This window comes from Verrucomicrobiota bacterium, assembly GCA_016200005.1.
In the GTDB taxonomy this organism is placed as follows: domain Bacteria; phylum Verrucomicrobiota; class Verrucomicrobiia; order Limisphaerales; family PALSA-1396; genus PALSA-1396.
Genome location: JACQFP010000052.1, coordinates 1 through 16,187 on the forward strand (window position 1 = coordinate 1; position 16,187 = coordinate 16,187).

The window sequence follows — 16,187 nt, forward strand, 5'->3', positions numbered from 1 at the left end:
ATTTGCTCGGATGCCGTGGGCTTGGGCTGCGTTTTTTTACTCATGCCCACGAGCTTAAAAAGTCTTGCAGCGGATGTCCCGACAAATCTACTTAGCATTTATCCATCAATAGCTTCTAACTGAGGATGCATGTCCGCTGGCAAATGTTACGATTAAAAATAATCCTTCCCGTCGAGTTCTTCAGTCCAAAAAGCCTTCACCCGAAAAACATGGCGAACAAGAAATTTTTCGCATGCTGCAATCATCTCGTGCCGCCAGCATGATGGCAAGTGGTGAAGTGGGAGGCTGCAGACGCGCTGCCCCCGCCGTCTTTGGGTCAAAGAATTATTGCGCGAAACAGGGAAAGGCGCATAAAATTTCCGCACATGATTCCGATGGTTGCCAGCAGCCCGGCCAAGGGCGAGGTATCGTCCAATCGCGAGGCCTATCAGCGCGCCTACCGCTGGATGTTGCTAGGACGGATTCTGGATGAAAAATTTGCCAGCCTTTACCGCGCCGGCAAAATCCACGGCGGCGTCTTTATTGGACGCGGACAGGAAGCTCTCAGCGTCGCCGTCGGCCAATCGTTGCGAAAAGGGGATATTTTTGCGCCGCTCATTCGGGATCAAGCGGGGCGGCTGGCCTTTGGCGAATCTGCGGTGGACGCGGCGCGCACTTACCTCGGCTCGGTGCTGGGGCCGATGCGCGGACGCGACGGCAATGTTCACCGCGGCCGGCCCAAGGAAGGCTATCTGCCCATGATCAGTCATCTGGGCGCCATGATACCGGTGGTCAACGGGATGTTGCTGGCGCGCCGCTTCAAAGGTGTCACGGGCGTCGTCGGCGCGACCTGCCTCGGCGAAGGCGGCACCTCCACCGGTGCCTTTCATGAAGGACTCAACCAGGCGGCGGTTGAAAAACTGCCGCTCGTGCTGATCGTCGCCAACAACCAATATGCTTATTCCACTCCCAGTGCGCGGCAATTTGCCTGTCGCTCGCTCGTGGATCGGGCGGCGGGTTACGGAGTCGAAGGTCACTCTCTGGACGGAACGGACTTGACAGCGTGCCTCGAAACCGTAGGTGAAGCGGTGGCCAACGCCCGCGCCGGACGCGGGCCGCAACTGGTGGTCGCCCGCCTGCTGCGCCTTTGCGGCCACGGCGAACATGATGATGCAGGCTACGTGGATCTCAAATTGAAGCAGTCAACGATGGGCCGCGATTGTTTGAAAGTTGCGGAAGAATACTTGTTGCAACAAAACTGGGTGGAGCGGGAAACCCTGGTCGTCTGGCGCAATGAAGCCACCCAGAAAGTCGAGGAAGCGGTCGCCAAAGCGCAGCGCGAACCCACGCCCGACCCGTACAAGGAAAACTGGTGCGCGCTGGCCTCAAGACATCTGGTGGAAGGCCACGGAGCAGACACGCCTGAACCGGAAGACACTTGAGAGTCACCCCTTTGATGAGCATCACCTATCTGGAAGCAATTCGACTCGCGCAGCAACGCGCGCTGGCCGACGACCCGCGCGTCTTCATCTACGGCCAGGATGTCGGCGCGTTTGGCGGCGCGTTCAAGGCGACAAAAAATCTGGCGCAGGAATTTCCGGGTCGCGTGATTGATGCTCCCATCAGCGAAGATGCGATTGTCGGCGCGGCCATTGGCGCGGCGATTGAAGGAATGCGACCGATCATCGAAATGCAATTCGCCGATTTCTCCACGGTCGGGTTCAACCAGATCATCAATCACGCGGCCGCCTTCCATTGGCGAACCCAGGTTCCTTGCCCCATCACCATCCGGCTGCCGTCCGGCGGCACCTCCGGCAGCGGCCCGTTTCACAGTCAGAGCATGGAAGCGATTTATGCGCACTACCCCGGGCTGATTGTGATGACGCCGGCCACGGTGGAAGACGCCTACAGCATGTTGTTGGAAGCGGTGGCGATTGACGACCCCGTCATCTTTTGCGAACACAAATACCTTTATTACCATTTGAAAGCCGACCAGCTCCCCACGGAAGCGATGCCCACGGGCAAAGCGCGGATCGCACGCTCGGGAAGAGATATGACCATCGTGGCTTACAGCGCCATGGTGCATGAAGCGTTGGCGGTGGCGGATGAACTCGCTGCGGAAGGAACGGAGATTGAAGTGGTTGATCTGCGATCGGTCAAACCGCTGGACACCGATACCGTCATGGCCTCCGTGGCGCGCACGGGACGCTTGCTTTGCGTGGGTGAGGCGTTTCCCTGGGGTGGGGTCACTGCGGAAGTGATTGCGCGAGTAGCCAGCGAAGGTTTTGACCTGCTGGACGCGCCGCCGCAACGGCTCAACGCCAAGGACACACCCGTTCCTTACCATCCGAACTTATGGACGGTGCATCGGCCCACCGCCCGCAGTATTGCCGTGGCCGCGCGCAAACTCTTAAGACAATGAAAAATTCAAAATTCAAAATTCAAAATGGGGCGCTGGGCGGCGTGCCGAGGCTGTTCGGGCATTTTTCATTTTTCATTTTTCATTTTTAATTCTGCCATGCCTCAGATTCCCATCATCATGCCGCAACTCGGCGAATCGATCGCCGAGGCGACGGTCGTCAATCTCTTGGTGAAAGTTGGCGACACGGTCCAGGCGGACCAAAGCGTCATGGAAGTTGAAACCAACAAGGCCACAATGAATGTTTCGTCGCCTTGTTCCGGTCGCGTCCAGAAGTTGCTCGTGAAACTCAACGAGAGTTATGCGGTCGATTCCGTGCTTGGCTATCTCGAAGCCAGTCCGGAAGAGGCGGCTCGTCTGGGCCTCGAAGATTTGACGCCAGCGAAAGAACCCGGAAACGGTGAACCGGCGTCGAGCAACGACGGTAAAACCGTGATGACCGAAAAAACATCCGGTGTCGCACCGACCGTTCGCGGTCTGCCCGTGCCTGCCCATGCATCTGGCGCGAGCTACATGTCCCCGCGGATGAAGGCGCGCATGAATGAACTGGGGCTGCACGCGGCCGACCTGGCGGGCGTCGCGGGGAGTGGCGCGGCGGGACGGCTGACCATCCAGGATTTCGAAAAATTCCTGGCCAACCTGGAAAAACACAAGTTGACCGCGGCTTCCAGCATGCGCGTTGCGGTGGCCGATGCCATGCGGCGCAGTTGGACCCGCCCGTTGGCCACGGCTGGGTTGTCGGTCGTCATCGATCCGTTGCTGGCCCACCGAAAAACCTCGAATTCCAAGGCCGGACCGACGCTTTATGCATTGCGCGCCCTGGCGCTGGCCTTGTCCGAAAACAGCGCGCCCGCGGGCCGGCTGGTCGGCAACAAGATTGTTCACCCTTCCGCCATCGACATCGGCTTCGCCGTCGAAGTGGAAGATGGCGTGCTGGTCCCCGTGATTCGCAAGGCCGATGGACAAACGTTGGCTGCCTTGGTCGGGCGTTACAACGAACTACTCGAACTGGCGCGGCAACGCCGGTTGCCACCGGATGCCACGGGCGGGTCCATTGCCACGGTGACCAACTTCGGCACCTTCGGGTTGATGTGGGCCACGCCGATTCCGCTGCCGGAACAAACCTTGGTGCTGGGTCTGGGTGCCGGCCGCCGCGCGCCCAGTTGGGACGAGCCGAAGGGACAATTCGTGCCGGTGATGGAAGCCAACCTGACGCTCAGTTTCGATCACCGCGTGCTCGACGGCGGCGCCGCCGGCCGTTTGCTGACCCGCGTGGCCGAGTTGTTGTCGCATCCCGAAAAATTATAGCCATGCCTCGCATCGGCTTTCGACCCGGGACACCCTTTGTTCAAACTTCTTGAAATTCGGCGCCCACATGTCCACGAGCGGCGGCGTTTGGAAAGCTCTGCAACGCGGCATCGGCATCAATTGCGAGGTCGTCCAACTCTTCGTCAAAAACAACATGCAGTGGTTCGGCAAACCGTATTCACCTGCCGACCTTGCGCGATACGCGAACGAACTGGCGGCCAACAGACTCACCTGCGTTTTCGGTCACACGGGATACCTCATCAATCTCGGCGCACCGGCGTCCGCCAACCGCGACAACTCAATCAAGTCTCTGATCCAGGAGATCAATCTGGCCACCGACCTCGGCCTACCCTTTCTCGTGTTGCATCCCGGAGCGCACCTCGGCTCAGGCGAAGAAGCCGGACTCCGACAGATTGTCGCCGGCTTGAACGAAGTTTTTCAGGTCACCAAGTCTTCCCCAGTTCGGATCGCGCTCGAGAACACCGCGGGACAAGGGACTTGTCTGGGGCATGAAATCAGACATCTTGCGGCCATTTTCGAGCACGTGACGTGGTCGGAACGACTGGGAGTTTGCCTCGACACGGCGCATTTCTTCGCCGCCGGTTACGACCTGCGAACACTCAAAGGTTGGAATGCGGCCATCAAGAAGGTCGAGACACTTATCGGACTGAGGGAAATCTTGGCGTTTCATCTCAACGACTCCAAAACCGATCTCGGTTCGCGAGTGGACCGACACGCCGGAATCGGGCAGGGAAAGATTGGGCTCAAGGCATTCCGTCAAATCGTGAACGATGAACGCTTCCGGGATTTGCCCGGCTGTTTGGAAACGCCCAAGTCAGAGGACCTGCATGAGGACGTGGAGAACCTGACGACACTTCGGTCGTTGGTGAAGAATTGAACTCGGCTGAGTGCGGCAATCTTCCTGAACAGAAAATTCTTTATCCGCCTCTGCCGAATACGGTAATGTCCACCAGTTGGTTTGCCAGTTTAGCTCAGTGGTAGAGCAACGGTTTTGTAAACCGTCGGTCGTCGGTTCGAGTCCGACAACTGGCTCCATTTTGAACCGTTTCTGCGGTCAGGATTCGCGTGGAGATGGATCCATTACTTAAATCCATTTTCAAGTGCTTTACGCAAAGCGTTCCCGTACGGCATACTGCGCGTCATGAAAGCAGCCATCATTGGTTTAACGCTCCTGGGCATGGCCACCTCGGTACTGGCAATTGACAAGGCGACACTCGACAACCGCCTGCGCAGGTTGGGCATCAAGTTTGCCGAGATGCAGGAAAAACCGGACCGCCACATTCCAGACGAGATGCTCGGCAAGGCCGAAGGCATCATTCTGCTGGACCGCACCAAGGCCGGCTTCCTGTTCGGCTTTCAAGGCGGCAGTGGTGTCGCGCTGGTCAAAGACCCTCGCTCGGGACAATGGAGTCCCGCGGCCTTCCTCGGCGCCACCGAAGCGAGCCTGGGTTTTCAAGTCGGCGCGCAACAATCCTTCATCGTGATTCTGCTCATGACCACCAACGCCACCCGCCGCTTGAACGAGGCGACGTTTGAGTTCGGGGGCGAGGCGCGGGGAACGGCGGGCAACTCCAGTGGCGGGGTGGATGCGACCGTCACTTCACAGGAACAAGCCATGTTGGTTTATGAAGATCGCAAAGGTCTCTACGGCGGGGTCGCCCTCAAAGCGGGACTGCTAGCCGCTGACCCGCAGGCGAATCTTGCTTACTATGGGGAAGCGGTGACCCTTCAGGACATCGTGTTCGACAGGAAGATGCCGTCCACGGAAGCCGCGTCCGAACTGGCTCAAAGGATCTTCGGCGCAAAGCCTGCGGGCATCGCGGCTGGCACCCCGGCCTCCACTTCGCCGGTTGGACAAAAAGTGAAAGCCACGGAAGCCGCTGCTGCACCGGCCGCGAAAACCAATGAAGCAAAAACCGCCGACGCCCTTCCCAATGTTCAGACGTCCGCTGCGCATAATGATCTGGCTGGCGAGCAACTGCGTCTGCTGCTGGCCGATTTGAAAGCGAGCAAACAAACCAACGCCCTCAACCACCTGAACGGTTATTTGACCGCCATGCTTGCCAGCGTTTACACCGCCGATGCACAAACGACGCTGCTCATTTTGGAGCGGCTTCGCGCCGGGCATACAACGGAAGCGACCACCTTGTTGGAAACGCGCCTTGACGGCGCACTGATAAACCTCGGCGCTTCTGTGGGCACAAGCCCGCAGCCGGAACGTCAGCCCGATTCGCTTCAAACCCTAAGGCGGGCGAAGGAGTATCGCACGCGTTTTCCGCGCAAGACCGGCAATTCAAATGTTGACGACGAAGTGGCGCGCGCCTTGAGTTTGTTGGACAAACAAAAATGAAAGCCGCCCGGAGCCTGGCCGGGAGTAATCCAATGTCGGAAGCGCCCGGAACCCCCTGCCGAAAACAGCCCATGAAAAAGCAATTGATCCGCATCTCCATCCTCCAATCCAGCAAGATCGTCACCGTGCTCTGTTTCTTGATGGGTTTGATCTACACGCTCATCGGCATCCCGCTGATTGTTTTCGGCAGCCAGCAGTTCAGAATCATGGGCATCATTTACGCCCTGATGCCGCTCGTCACGGCGGTCTTCGGCGGTCTGTTTTTTGTCATCTTCGCCGCGCTTTACAACTTCCTGGCCAGGTGGCTTGGCGGCATTGAGGTGGAGATCAAGGACCTTGAATAATGTTGTGCTTGCGACTTGAAAAAACGCGGCGCAGGGTTAATAGTGTCGATGAAAGCCAGACCTGAGAAATGTCAAACGCGGTTGAAATGCTGATGCGATGCGGGGTTGGAAAACCCCGCCGATTCGCAGACTTGCGCGTCGCCACGGCGCTCATGGCCACCATGTTGGGTGTGGCCGCGTCCACACAAGGCGCGCTGATCGCTGCCGCTTCGAGCACCTCGTCATCGACGATTAATACGACCAGTCACTCCGCCGGCATCGCGGAGATTTTGAAAATGGTGGATGCCGGCGTGGCCAAGGACGTCATCAAAGCTTACATCGACAACTCGCCTGTTGCTTATCGTCCCAACGCCGATGAAATCATTGCGCTGCACCAGCGCGGTGTTTCCGAGGAGATCCTTGCCGCATTGCTTCAACACGGTGGAGAGTTGCGGTCGAGGATGGCGCAATCGCAGCCGCCCAGCCCAAGTCCGTCCGCGCAACCTGCCCCAGCGAGCGGCGCTTATGCTCCGACGGCCAATTATGCTCCGGCTGTGCCACCTGCATATCCGGATTATTCGTACGCCGCTTATCCGAGCTACAGCTACGTCAGCCCTTATTTTTACTCATCCTTTTATTACTATCCTTACTTCAGCTACCGGTCCTGCTATCCGTACTATGGCTACCGTTCGTGCTATCCGTACTACGGCTACCGATCCTGTTATCCACGCTACGGTTACGGAGCCTCCTATGCGCAGTATGGTTATCGTTCCTGTTATCCGCGCTATGGCTATCGTTCTTTCAATTCCGGCTTTGGCTACCGAGGCAGTTATGCGGGGTCTGGAGGATTTCGTGCAGGCGTCTCCTCTCCGCGGTTCGGTGGTGGATTCGCTGCTTCGCGCCTTGGCGGTTTCCGTGGGGGCTATTCCTCGGTGCGACACAGCGGCGGCTTCGCTTCTATCCATCATGGCGGCGGAACTTCTGGTCGTAGGCGTTGACAGTCAAGATGGGAAACCTCCACGACTTCGGCGTTTTGCCTGAGTTTATTTTTCAACGATGTTGGCTCTCGTGCTTTCGACAAAAGCAAGCTCCTCAGCGCGTTCTCGTTTGGGAACCTGAAATTTATCCAGAGTCGCAGCAGTGGTCGGCGTCCCGCCGACCATCTGGCAGCCAAGTGCAACTCGACGTTTACTTCGGCGTTCGAGCCGCCAAGAGCCATCGGCGGGACGCCGATGGCAGCAACCGGCACGGTCGCGCTCAGCTTTTCCACCTGAATCGTTCCGTAATCAAAAGTTGGTGCGCCGTCACCCTTGCCTGCTCGCTCAGAGGAAGGAACAGCATTCGCAAACGGGCATGATAACTGTCCCGTCTCGCTTCGCGCGCGACTCTCGCGTGCCTTCCGGATTTGGCTTGGCCAGATTACCATTGACAGTCACCGGGGTCAGATTATTCAATCACTACTACGCACCAAGAGCAGGTATGAAAAGACTTCTGATGTTAGCCGCCATGGGGTTTTGTCTCCTTCCAACGATGGGTCGTGGCGCGCAGACGGCACAGGCGAGACTGTATTGCTGGTCGCTTCGGTTCCAGCAGGGTCATGACGGGTCAGATACGGAGGATTTCAGCACCATCTCCGGAACACCCAATGGCGAGTTGGCACCCTGGTTTGGCGCTCGTTCTCATTACAGCGGTTTCATTGCGTACTACTTCGGTGCTCCGATTGAGGGGACGATGTACCTCGATGTGCCCCTGACCGCTGACGCAAACGGCAACGGGTTCCCCGACTTTTTTGAGGTCTCGCAAGGAGTGAGTGGCGAAGTAACGTCCGGTGAGTATACCGGAAGCGAAAGCGGCACGGTAACGGCCACCTGGAACCGCGCTGCCGGCTCCAAGGATGGCACCTGCGTCATCACTTTGGAGGACGATATTTTTGGGACGTTGGGTGATTATAGTCACACGTTCGAGCTGATTGAATACACCGGTCCGCTGACTTACACGCCCGGCTCGAATGCCGTATCTGGAAGCGTAAACTTGACGCAAACCGGTAATCCCGCGAACCAATTCCAAGGCCCGGTCGCGTTTGTAAAGGTGGCCACCAATCGATTCAACAGACTGACGCTCCAGGCCGGCGGATGGACCAATGCTGCGACTCAAATGCTCACGTTCGCCAACGACCTCTTCTTGCGCGACTTGAGCCTGCTCACAAACTACTACGGCTACGTGCAGTTTGATGATGGTGACCCAAACACGGCCGACCCCGACTATTGGCTGTGGGAACTCTCCATCGACGACGTGAATGATAGCGATCACGACGGAATTCCGGATTTCAGCGATGATCCCGTGGCGGCGCGCCGACCAATGCTCACGTTGGCACGGGGCACAACTAACCTGCTGCTCACCATCAGTGGCGACGTGGGCCGCCTCCACGAGATACAACAAGTGTCAACACTCACCTCCACCAATTGGCAGCTCGTAAGCTCAATCACGTTGACGAACGATCCGCAGGTGGTTTCGCTCCCACTCCCTTCAAGCGCGCCATCGTTCTTGCGCGCGCGGGTACCCTGATTGATCCACGACCAGTCGGCTTGATTTTAATCACCGCACCAGAATCAGTCACTCGCGCGCGAAAAGAACCCAATCTTCCGGGTATCCATGACAGCACCCCAAACCTTGATGTTGGCAATCTTGCCAGTATCATCGAATGAACCGAAACCAACGTAGCCCGATCCAAAAGTCTTGTCCTCGGCCACCATGATCGGTTTGCTGAAGTCGTCGAAATACACTTTGACGGTACCGTCGGAGACTTTGCGTTCGAGCCGGACCTTGTGCCAGATGCCCAGGCCCCAATTCACGCCTTTCGTGGTTTCCGTGGCGATCTTGGTGCGCGGTTTTTCGTTCACGATAAAAATGTTGTGGGCGTGATCATCCGCCGCCGTCGCGATGTGGGCGTAATAAAACTTCGTCGGGTCCTGAAAGCCGAAGAAAAGACACATGTCCCGGTGGCCATACTCTTTGCCGGTCTGGATCAGGTCCGCCTCGAGAATAAAATCACTGAAGACCTTGTCCGCAATCAGCGCGATGTTGACGGGTGAGCGGACGGCTGGTTTGTAGTTGCTTTGCGAAACCAGTTCGAGTGCGGAAGTATTTCCGTCCTTGGATAACTTCCAAGCCTTTGCATCGGTCATGACAAAGTCCTGAAGCGCGGATGGCTGCTCGAATTTCTGTTCGTAAAGCAGCTTGTAGCCGACAGGCAGTGCGGGAGAGTGGTCGGCTGCGAAGCCGGTGACCGCGAGAGTGACAGCAATTATCCCGGGCAGGAAGTGGCGGGAAAACATTTTCGTGGTTCCTGAGCGCCCGTTAAACTTTTTCCGGAACGACAAAGGGTGCGCGATAATCGCGGGTCAACATCGCATTGGCTTTCGAGTTGTCGATAAAGCGCTCCTTTTTGCCGTCCATCTTGAGGGGCACGCCCAACGTGAGTTTGGTCTTGCGCAGATCAACGCCGTTGGAGGCCAGATGTTCCTCCATCCGACCCAACGTTTCGAGCGCGGCTTTGTCAGTCTTGATCGCTTCGTGGATTTCGCCAGGGTTCGCTTGTTGGCCGAGTTGATAGGAAATGTTGCCCGTGTGGCACAACGCACTGGAAAGGTGACCTTGCAAAATATCCGCATTCAGATCGGTCACTTTGCGGCTGCGCATGGCCTTGATGAAATTGGCAAAGTGATCCTCTCCATGACCGGAGAACGTCTTGATCTGCTTTCCTTCCTTGTCGTAGGCCGTCGCGTCCGCCAGATAGCCGTGCTCGCACTCGACCACTGTTCCAACTCCCTCGCCGCGATATTTGTCCATCTGCTCGGCGCTCAAACTGGAAGCCAGCCCGCGCACTTCGAAGATCAAAAGCGAATCGCCGTAGTCGTGAACAACCATCTGTGTGTTGGCAACTGTCCCGTCGTCATCGTAACCAAGTCGTCCGCCAATACTCAGGACTTTCGGCGATAGTTCGGACTTGCCGAGCGCCCAGCGAGCGATGTCCATTTGATGAATGCCCTGGTTGCCGAGGTCGCCGTTGCCGGTCGGCCAGACCCAATGCCAGTCGTAGTGCAGTCGCGTCCGCCGGAGCGGTCCCATCGGCGCGGGACCGGTCCAAAGATCGTAATCGACCGACTTGGGAATCGGTTGCGGGCCGACAGTCTTGCCAATGCTCTTGCGACGCTTGTAGCAAAGCCCGCGTGAGATGTTGATCTTGCCGAGATTGCCGGCCTGCACCCATTCGATGGCGGCGGCGAGGTCGGTGCGGGACCGGCTCTGTGTTCCAGTCTGAACAATGCGGTCGTATTTGCGCGCGGCTTCGACGATCCGACGTCCTTCCGAGACGTTGTGGGAAACGGGTTTTTCCACATAGACATCCTTGCCCGCCTGACAGGCCCAGATGGAAATCAACGCATGCCAGTGGTTGGGTGTCGCAGTCGAAATGGCGTCAATATCCTTGTTCTCCAAAAGTTTTCGGAAATCGGTGGAGGTTTCGATCGGCTCGTTGCGATCCCGGAATTTTTTTGCCTCCTGTTCGAGCACGGCGCGGTCGGCATCACACAATGCGACGACGCGCACGCCGGGCAATTTGCGAAAACCTTCGATGTGACTTTTGCCGCGGCCATTGAACCCGATGACAGCGATGCGGATGTCGTCGTTGGCGCCGATGACCCGCGCCCACGAATGGACTGGCAGACTCAGGGCGGCAGTGGTGACGACGGAGTTCTTAAGAAAACTACGGCGAGAGATGGTTTTCATATCAGAAGGTGGCGCCGCCGGTTCTTGAGACCGGCTGAGCGCATGTTGCAGGTTAGACTTTTTCCGGCACGACAAACGGTTTGCGATAATGCCGGGTGAGCAATTCGTTGGCTTTGGGATTTCCGATGAAGGTTTCGGTCTTGGGGTCCATCTTCAGGAATGTGCCCAAGGTCAGTTTGTTGATGTTCAAATCCACTTCGTTCTTCGCGAGATGGTCGGCCATGCGGTTGAAGGTTGCCATGGCTTCCTTGTCGCCTTTGATCGTTTCGCGAATTTCATCAGGCGAACTCAGCTTGCCAAGGCGATGCGAATCATTGCCGGTATGACACAGGGCGCTGGACAGGTGGCCCTGCAGGATGTCGGCGGTCAAATCGCTGATGTTGCGGCTGCGCACGGCCTTGATGAAACTGATCTTGTGGTTCTGGCTGCCTTCAAATTTTTTGATCTGCTTGCCTTCCTTGTCGAAGGCGATGGCGCTGGAGTAACTGGGCACCAGCACGTGGCCATGCTCGCATTCGATGACAATACCAATACGAGCGCCCTGGTAATTGTCCATGTCTTTCGAGCCTGCTTTCTCCGGCAGTCCGCGAACTTCAAAAATCAGCGGGGCCTTGGCGTAGTCATGATAAATCATCAGCGTGTTGGGAGTTTCGCCGTCGTCAACATAACCGAGCCGGCCACCGACGCTGAAGATGCGGGGGGAGAGTTCCTGCTCGCCGAGGAACCAGCGCGCCACGTCCATCTCGTGGATGCCCTGGTTGCCAATGTCGCCGTTACCAGTGTTCCAGACCCAGTGCCAGTCGTAATGCAGATTCTTGCGCATGAGCGGCAGTTTTTCGGCCGGACCACACCACAAATCGTAGTCGATGTTGGGCGGAATCGGGGTCGGGCCGCTGACTTTTCCGATGCTGCCGCGCGGCTTATAGCAGAGGCCACGCGAAATGAGGATTTTGCCGAGGTTGCCCGCCTGAACCCATTCCACGGCTTCACGGATGCCCGAGCTGGAACGGCTTTGCGTACCCGTCTGCACGATCTTTCCATACTTGCGCGCGGCTTCGACGATCCGGCGACCTTCGCTGACGTTATGTGAAACGGGCTTCTGAACATAGACATCCTTGCCCGCCTGAACGGCCCAGATTGAAATGAGCGCGTGCCAATGGTTGGGTGTGGCGGTGGAAATCGCATCAATGTCTTTGTTCTCGAGTAATTTGCGGACGTCCTTGTAAGTCTCCACCTTTTCATTCTTGTCAGCACATTCCTTGGCGACCCGGTCCAGGACGCTGCTATCCACATCACAAAGCGCGACGACGCGCACGCCGGGAACTTTACGGAAATCGTTGAGATCGGAATGGCCCTGCCCATGAAACCCGACGATGGCGACGCGGATATCATCATTGGCACCGCGAACTTGCGCCCAGGAACGGACGGGCAGACTCAGCGCGGCGCCGGTGAGAAGGGAATTTTTGAGAAAACTTCGGCGATTGATTCTTTTCATAGTGTTAATGGTTATTTGACAAGGAAAGCGTTTGTATATTCAGAATTCGTTTCAACCCTCATTCCCCAGCATATTTTTTGTAAAGGTCGGCGATGCCCGCCTGCTTCTCATCGCCTTCGTGGAAAACGAAGCGGTAGCGGTAAGTCACGCTCTTGCCGGCGGGGATGACATACTCCCCTGCGCCGGGTGGCTTCTTCTCAAAATCATGGACGCCATACGGGTTGGCAGCGAACAAACCGTAGTCACGCACATGCCACCAGGTTGGATGCTGCGGGTTCTTGGGGTGATCGAACATGGCGACGCCAACAATCTTATCGTTCACCGGCCCGTAGTAGTCGCACCACGCGGCGCGTTTGCCCCAGGTTTGCCCATCACGCACGCCTTCGCTGTTGACGATGTGGCCGGTTGGCTTGCCCTTGTTGAATTTGTTGTGGGTCAGCCGCATGGTCTCAGCGAGGCGAATGGCCATCGTGCCTTCCTTGGTGTCTTCCATTTTCACCTCGCCATTCGAGGCGTGAATGGTGACGTCGTAATCGATGATTTGCTGCTTGGCATTGCCGGAGAATCGAATTGTGCGGTCATCAGTGGCGACAACAGTGCCGTCCTTGGCTACCCATTTGTTTTGTGAATGGATCACGCCGGACTTCTTGCCGGAGCTGACTTCAACGAATTTTTCGTGGACGGTCTTGCCGGCCTTGGGGCTTTCCGACCAGAAATCCTGGCCGTTGACATTGCCGTGCGCGTACCAGAGTGAGCGATGATGCGGATGGTCGCGTTCCTCGTTCTCGACCTCCTGCATCGGCCAGTTGCGGGTCATCTTGCTTTCACCCGGCCCGATGATGGGATAAAGGAAGGGGCGCGAGACATCCTTGAAATGATATTCGGTGAAAAGTTTGCCGCCGATTTCCACTTTTACCCTGCCATCCAGTTTAGTGAGTTTGACGGCATCGGTATCAGCCGCCGAAGAAGATTTTTCCGCGCCAAACGCCCAACCGTTAACCAATAACAGGAAAACGCCAAAAGAAACGATTTTGTGATTCATGGTGAAGTGAACTTTAGAAGAGTGCAGCGGACGGTCAATCAAAAATACAAGCCTGCGTCCAGACCGCGCCGGGCCGCACGATTGTTCCTTTAGAGCGGTTGCCCAAATAAATTTCCCGCTAGAAACACCCAGACCCCTCACCCGGTCTTCGACCACCCTCTCCCCATCGGATGGGGAGAGGGATGGGGTGAGGGGCAAGCCGGGAATTAACTCTGGAAAACAATATTGCCAGCGATGCCGTTGGGAACGCACTGAAGCGCGTCAGCGGCGCGGAATTAAATTCGGCTTCAACTCGATCGCAACCAACGGGCATCAAACACCAAGCCGTGAACCACATCGAAGCGGACTGAAGTCCGCGCTCCTTGCGCCAGCGGACTCGCGGTGACTTCTTACTTCGCTTTGTCGAGCAACTCGATGTCCTTGAAATACACTTCCACGTCCTGACCGCCGTGAAGTTGCAGGGCCAGTTTCCCTTCCGTGCGTCCGGGATCATCGCGTAATTCGGCGGTGCGAAAGCCGTTCACATTCACCACAATCCGCCGGCCCTGGGCCGAGACCGTCATTGTGTTCCACTGGTTCGCGCGATACCATTTCTTAACGTCATCGGGTTTCGGTTGCGAAACCCAGGCACGCCCATTCGTTTCGTAAAGTCCGCCGGCGTCTTTTTCTGGATCGATCTCGGCCTGAAAACCGGAAACGCCGCTGAAGCCTTTTTCTTCGATGCGAAAATAAAGTCCGCTGTTGCCCTTCACCGCTTTGTATTTCAACCGCACGGTGAAATCCTTGTAAATGGCGTCCGTCACCAGGTGGCCAAATTCCTTCTCGCTCTGCGCGTGTCTGCCGTTGATGACGCCATCGGCAATTTTCCAGTCGCCTCTGCCGATGGGATGCCAACCATCGGACGTCTTCCCGTCCCAGATTCGCTCCCAGGTGTGCTGGCCCAAGTCCTGCAGGCGGATGTTCCGAAAGCGCACCTTGGTGTTCTTGCCGGAATGCACCTGTAAGGCGATCAGCCCGTCGAGGTCCATGGAATCAACATAATCGGTGGCCGGCACGCCATTGACCCAGGACTTAATCGAATCGCCGATGCAGACAATGCGATACTTGTTCCACTCATCGGGTTTGAATGCTTTGCCCGCGGGTCCGTTGTCCGCAAGATCTTGCAGCCATTTGCGCCGTCCCTGCTCGTATAACCCGCCCGACCACGCGCGAGCTGAACGGTCCACTTCAATCTGATAACCCACCATCACGTCCTTGTCGTTGATGTGGCTGCGAATCTGGACGCCGGAGTTGCCGGATTCAAGTTTGACTTCCAGTTCTAAAATAAAATCGCCGTAATTCTGTTTGCTGCACAGCCAACCGTGGCCCCCTTTGTCGCTCTTGCCGACGATCATGCCGTCCTCCACTTCAAAATTCGCGCCGCCGCGCGTCACCCAACCATCCAGCGTCCTGCCGTTATAGATCGGTTTGAGTTCTTCGGCGGCGCGTAGCGCACCAATGCACCTCGATAAAAGGATAAGGATCAACAGGCCTGCGGTAACTCGTGAAGATTTGAGTTGAGCGAGGCGTGTGCGCATGTTCGGTCGCTACAAAACATCTTGGCGGGAAAATTACAAGACTAACCGGCGGTGTCCTGATTTGAAGGGAGATCATCTTTCCCGAAGCAAACGTCCTACTTGCGGAATCCAACTCGTGAGGGGCTTAGTAAATCAATTGGAGAGCGCTGGTTGGGCGGGTTAGTTTTCATCGTCATCCCATATCCGCCTTGTTAGCTATCCAGATGATAGCCGCCAGTAATGCGATCCCGGCAAGTTTCCACACGCCGAACGGTGCGCACATTAATCCGATGCCGAGCAGCAGCACGATGAGCGGGAGTTTTCTGTTTCCGTTGTAGAACGAAATAATCACTCCCCCGACCCAAGCAATCATAGCGATGAGGTAGATGAAGTAGAACATGAATACTCAGTGTTGGCATCAACGCCCATGCTCAACGACCGCCGCCGGGGACGCTCTCCGCGCGGCCAACACCTCACCCGAAAAGACCTGGCGGAAATCCCCGACCCTCTCGACAACCCTCATAGGCGCTTGAGCGCTCTGGTTGGTGTCACAATCGTCATATCACGAACGTTCCGCCATCAGGTGTGTGGAAAGTGTGAAACTCTCCGTAAAGTGAGGCGCTGTGCTCATGCTTGTAACCCAGCGACTTGATCCTCTCAATCTCCTCGTCCGAATAATCTGTCAGGAAAAGATTGAAGAACGCCTTGTGCTTGTGGTCATCGCTCTCCTCTAACTGAAAGCGCAAATCGCTCCGTGAAACTCTCGCACCGCGCTTGCCGGTGAACAGAGGCAACAACTGGTCACTGCCGAGAAATTTCCAAAAGTTGTGGACGGCGGGGGGTGGAAAAAAGGCATCCTGAGGGGGACAAAAAAACCTGCTGCCATCACACGATGGCGGCACAACC

General features: G+C 56.7%; 15 protein-coding genes and 1 tRNA gene. 9 read left to right on the top strand and 7 right to left on the bottom strand.

Going from position 1 to position 16,187, the window contains the following annotated elements:
* The first annotated feature begins 446 nt into the window (after window positions 1-446).
* From HY298_18590 to HY298_18630, 9 genes are all read left to right on the top strand, one after another.
* A complete protein-coding gene (locus HY298_18590; protein ID MBI3852268.1) occupies window positions 447-1,421 on the top strand; it encodes a thiamine pyrophosphate-dependent dehydrogenase E1 component subunit alpha in 975 nt (324 codons plus the stop codon).
* Between the two features lie 14 nt (window positions 1,422-1,435).
* Window positions 1,436-2,401 (top strand): alpha-ketoacid dehydrogenase subunit beta, encoded by a 966-nt coding sequence (locus HY298_18595; GenBank protein ID MBI3852269.1) that lies wholly within the window; start codon window positions 1,436-1,438, stop codon window positions 2,399-2,401.
* A 96-nt stretch (window positions 2,402-2,497) separates the two neighbouring features.
* Window positions 2,498-3,706, top strand: a complete 1,209-nt coding sequence (locus HY298_18600; protein ID MBI3852270.1) for a 2-oxo acid dehydrogenase subunit E2 — start codon at window positions 2,498-2,500, stop codon at window positions 3,704-3,706.
* A 67-nt stretch (window positions 3,707-3,773) separates the two neighbouring features.
* On the top strand, window positions 3,774-4,604 hold the full coding sequence (locus tag HY298_18605) for a deoxyribonuclease IV (protein ID MBI3852271.1): 831 nt from the start codon (window positions 3,774-3,776) through the stop codon (window positions 4,602-4,604).
* Window positions 4,605-4,687: 83 nt separating this feature from the next.
* A tRNA-Thr gene (locus tag HY298_18610) sits at window positions 4,688-4,762 on the top strand.
* Between the two features lie 106 nt (window positions 4,763-4,868).
* Entirely contained in the window at window positions 4,869-6,077 is a 1,209-nt protein-coding gene (locus HY298_18615) for a lipid-binding SYLF domain-containing protein (protein ID MBI3852272.1), read from the top strand.
* Window positions 6,078-6,148: 71 nt separating this feature from the next.
* Window positions 6,149-6,421, top strand: coding sequence for a hypothetical protein (locus HY298_18620; protein MBI3852273.1), 273 nt, complete (start codon window positions 6,149-6,151; stop codon window positions 6,419-6,421).
* 68 nt (window positions 6,422-6,489) lie between these two features.
* Entirely contained in the window at window positions 6,490-7,398 is a 909-nt protein-coding gene (locus HY298_18625) for a hypothetical protein (GenBank protein ID MBI3852274.1), read from the top strand.
* Between the two features lie 481 nt (window positions 7,399-7,879).
* Complete coding sequence (locus HY298_18630; GenBank protein MBI3852275.1) at window positions 7,880-8,965, top strand: hypothetical protein; 1,086 nt, start codon at window positions 7,880-7,882, stop codon at window positions 8,963-8,965.
* Between the two features lie 44 nt (window positions 8,966-9,009).
* On the opposite strand, the gene HY298_18635 is transcribed toward HY298_18630, so the two are convergent.
* The 7 genes from HY298_18635 to HY298_18665 form a co-directional block, all read right to left on the bottom strand.
* Window positions 9,010-9,735: a hypothetical protein gene (locus HY298_18635; protein ID MBI3852276.1), complete on the bottom strand. Its 726-nt coding sequence runs from the start codon at window positions 9,733-9,735 to the stop codon at window positions 9,010-9,012.
* 22 nt (window positions 9,736-9,757) lie between these two features.
* Window positions 9,758-11,188 carry a Gfo/Idh/MocA family oxidoreductase gene (locus HY298_18640; GenBank protein MBI3852277.1) on the bottom strand — a complete coding sequence of 477 codons (1,431 nt, stop codon included), beginning with the start codon at window positions 11,186-11,188 and terminating at the stop codon, window positions 9,758-9,760.
* Window positions 11,189-11,240: 52 nt separating this feature from the next.
* A complete protein-coding gene (locus tag HY298_18645) occupies window positions 11,241-12,683 on the bottom strand; it encodes a Gfo/Idh/MocA family oxidoreductase (GenBank protein ID MBI3852278.1) in 1,443 nt (480 codons plus the stop codon).
* A gap of 58 nt (window positions 12,684-12,741) precedes the next feature.
* Window positions 12,742-13,725: a PmoA family protein gene (locus HY298_18650; protein ID MBI3852279.1), complete on the bottom strand. Its 984-nt coding sequence runs from the start codon at window positions 13,723-13,725 to the stop codon at window positions 12,742-12,744.
* A gap of 389 nt (window positions 13,726-14,114) precedes the next feature.
* Entirely contained in the window at window positions 14,115-15,302 is a 1,188-nt protein-coding gene (locus HY298_18655; protein ID MBI3852280.1) for a DUF1080 domain-containing protein, read from the bottom strand.
* Window positions 15,303-15,474: 172 nt separating this feature from the next.
* The gene (locus HY298_18660; protein MBI3852281.1) at window positions 15,475-15,681 is read right to left on the bottom strand and encodes a hypothetical protein; all 207 of its coding nucleotides are present in this window, start codon (window positions 15,679-15,681) and stop codon (window positions 15,475-15,477) included.
* A 157-nt stretch (window positions 15,682-15,838) separates the two neighbouring features.
* Window positions 15,839-16,027 (bottom strand): hypothetical protein, encoded by a 189-nt coding sequence (locus tag HY298_18665; protein ID MBI3852282.1) that lies wholly within the window; start codon window positions 16,025-16,027, stop codon window positions 15,839-15,841.
* Window positions 16,028-16,187 lie beyond the last annotated feature (160 nt).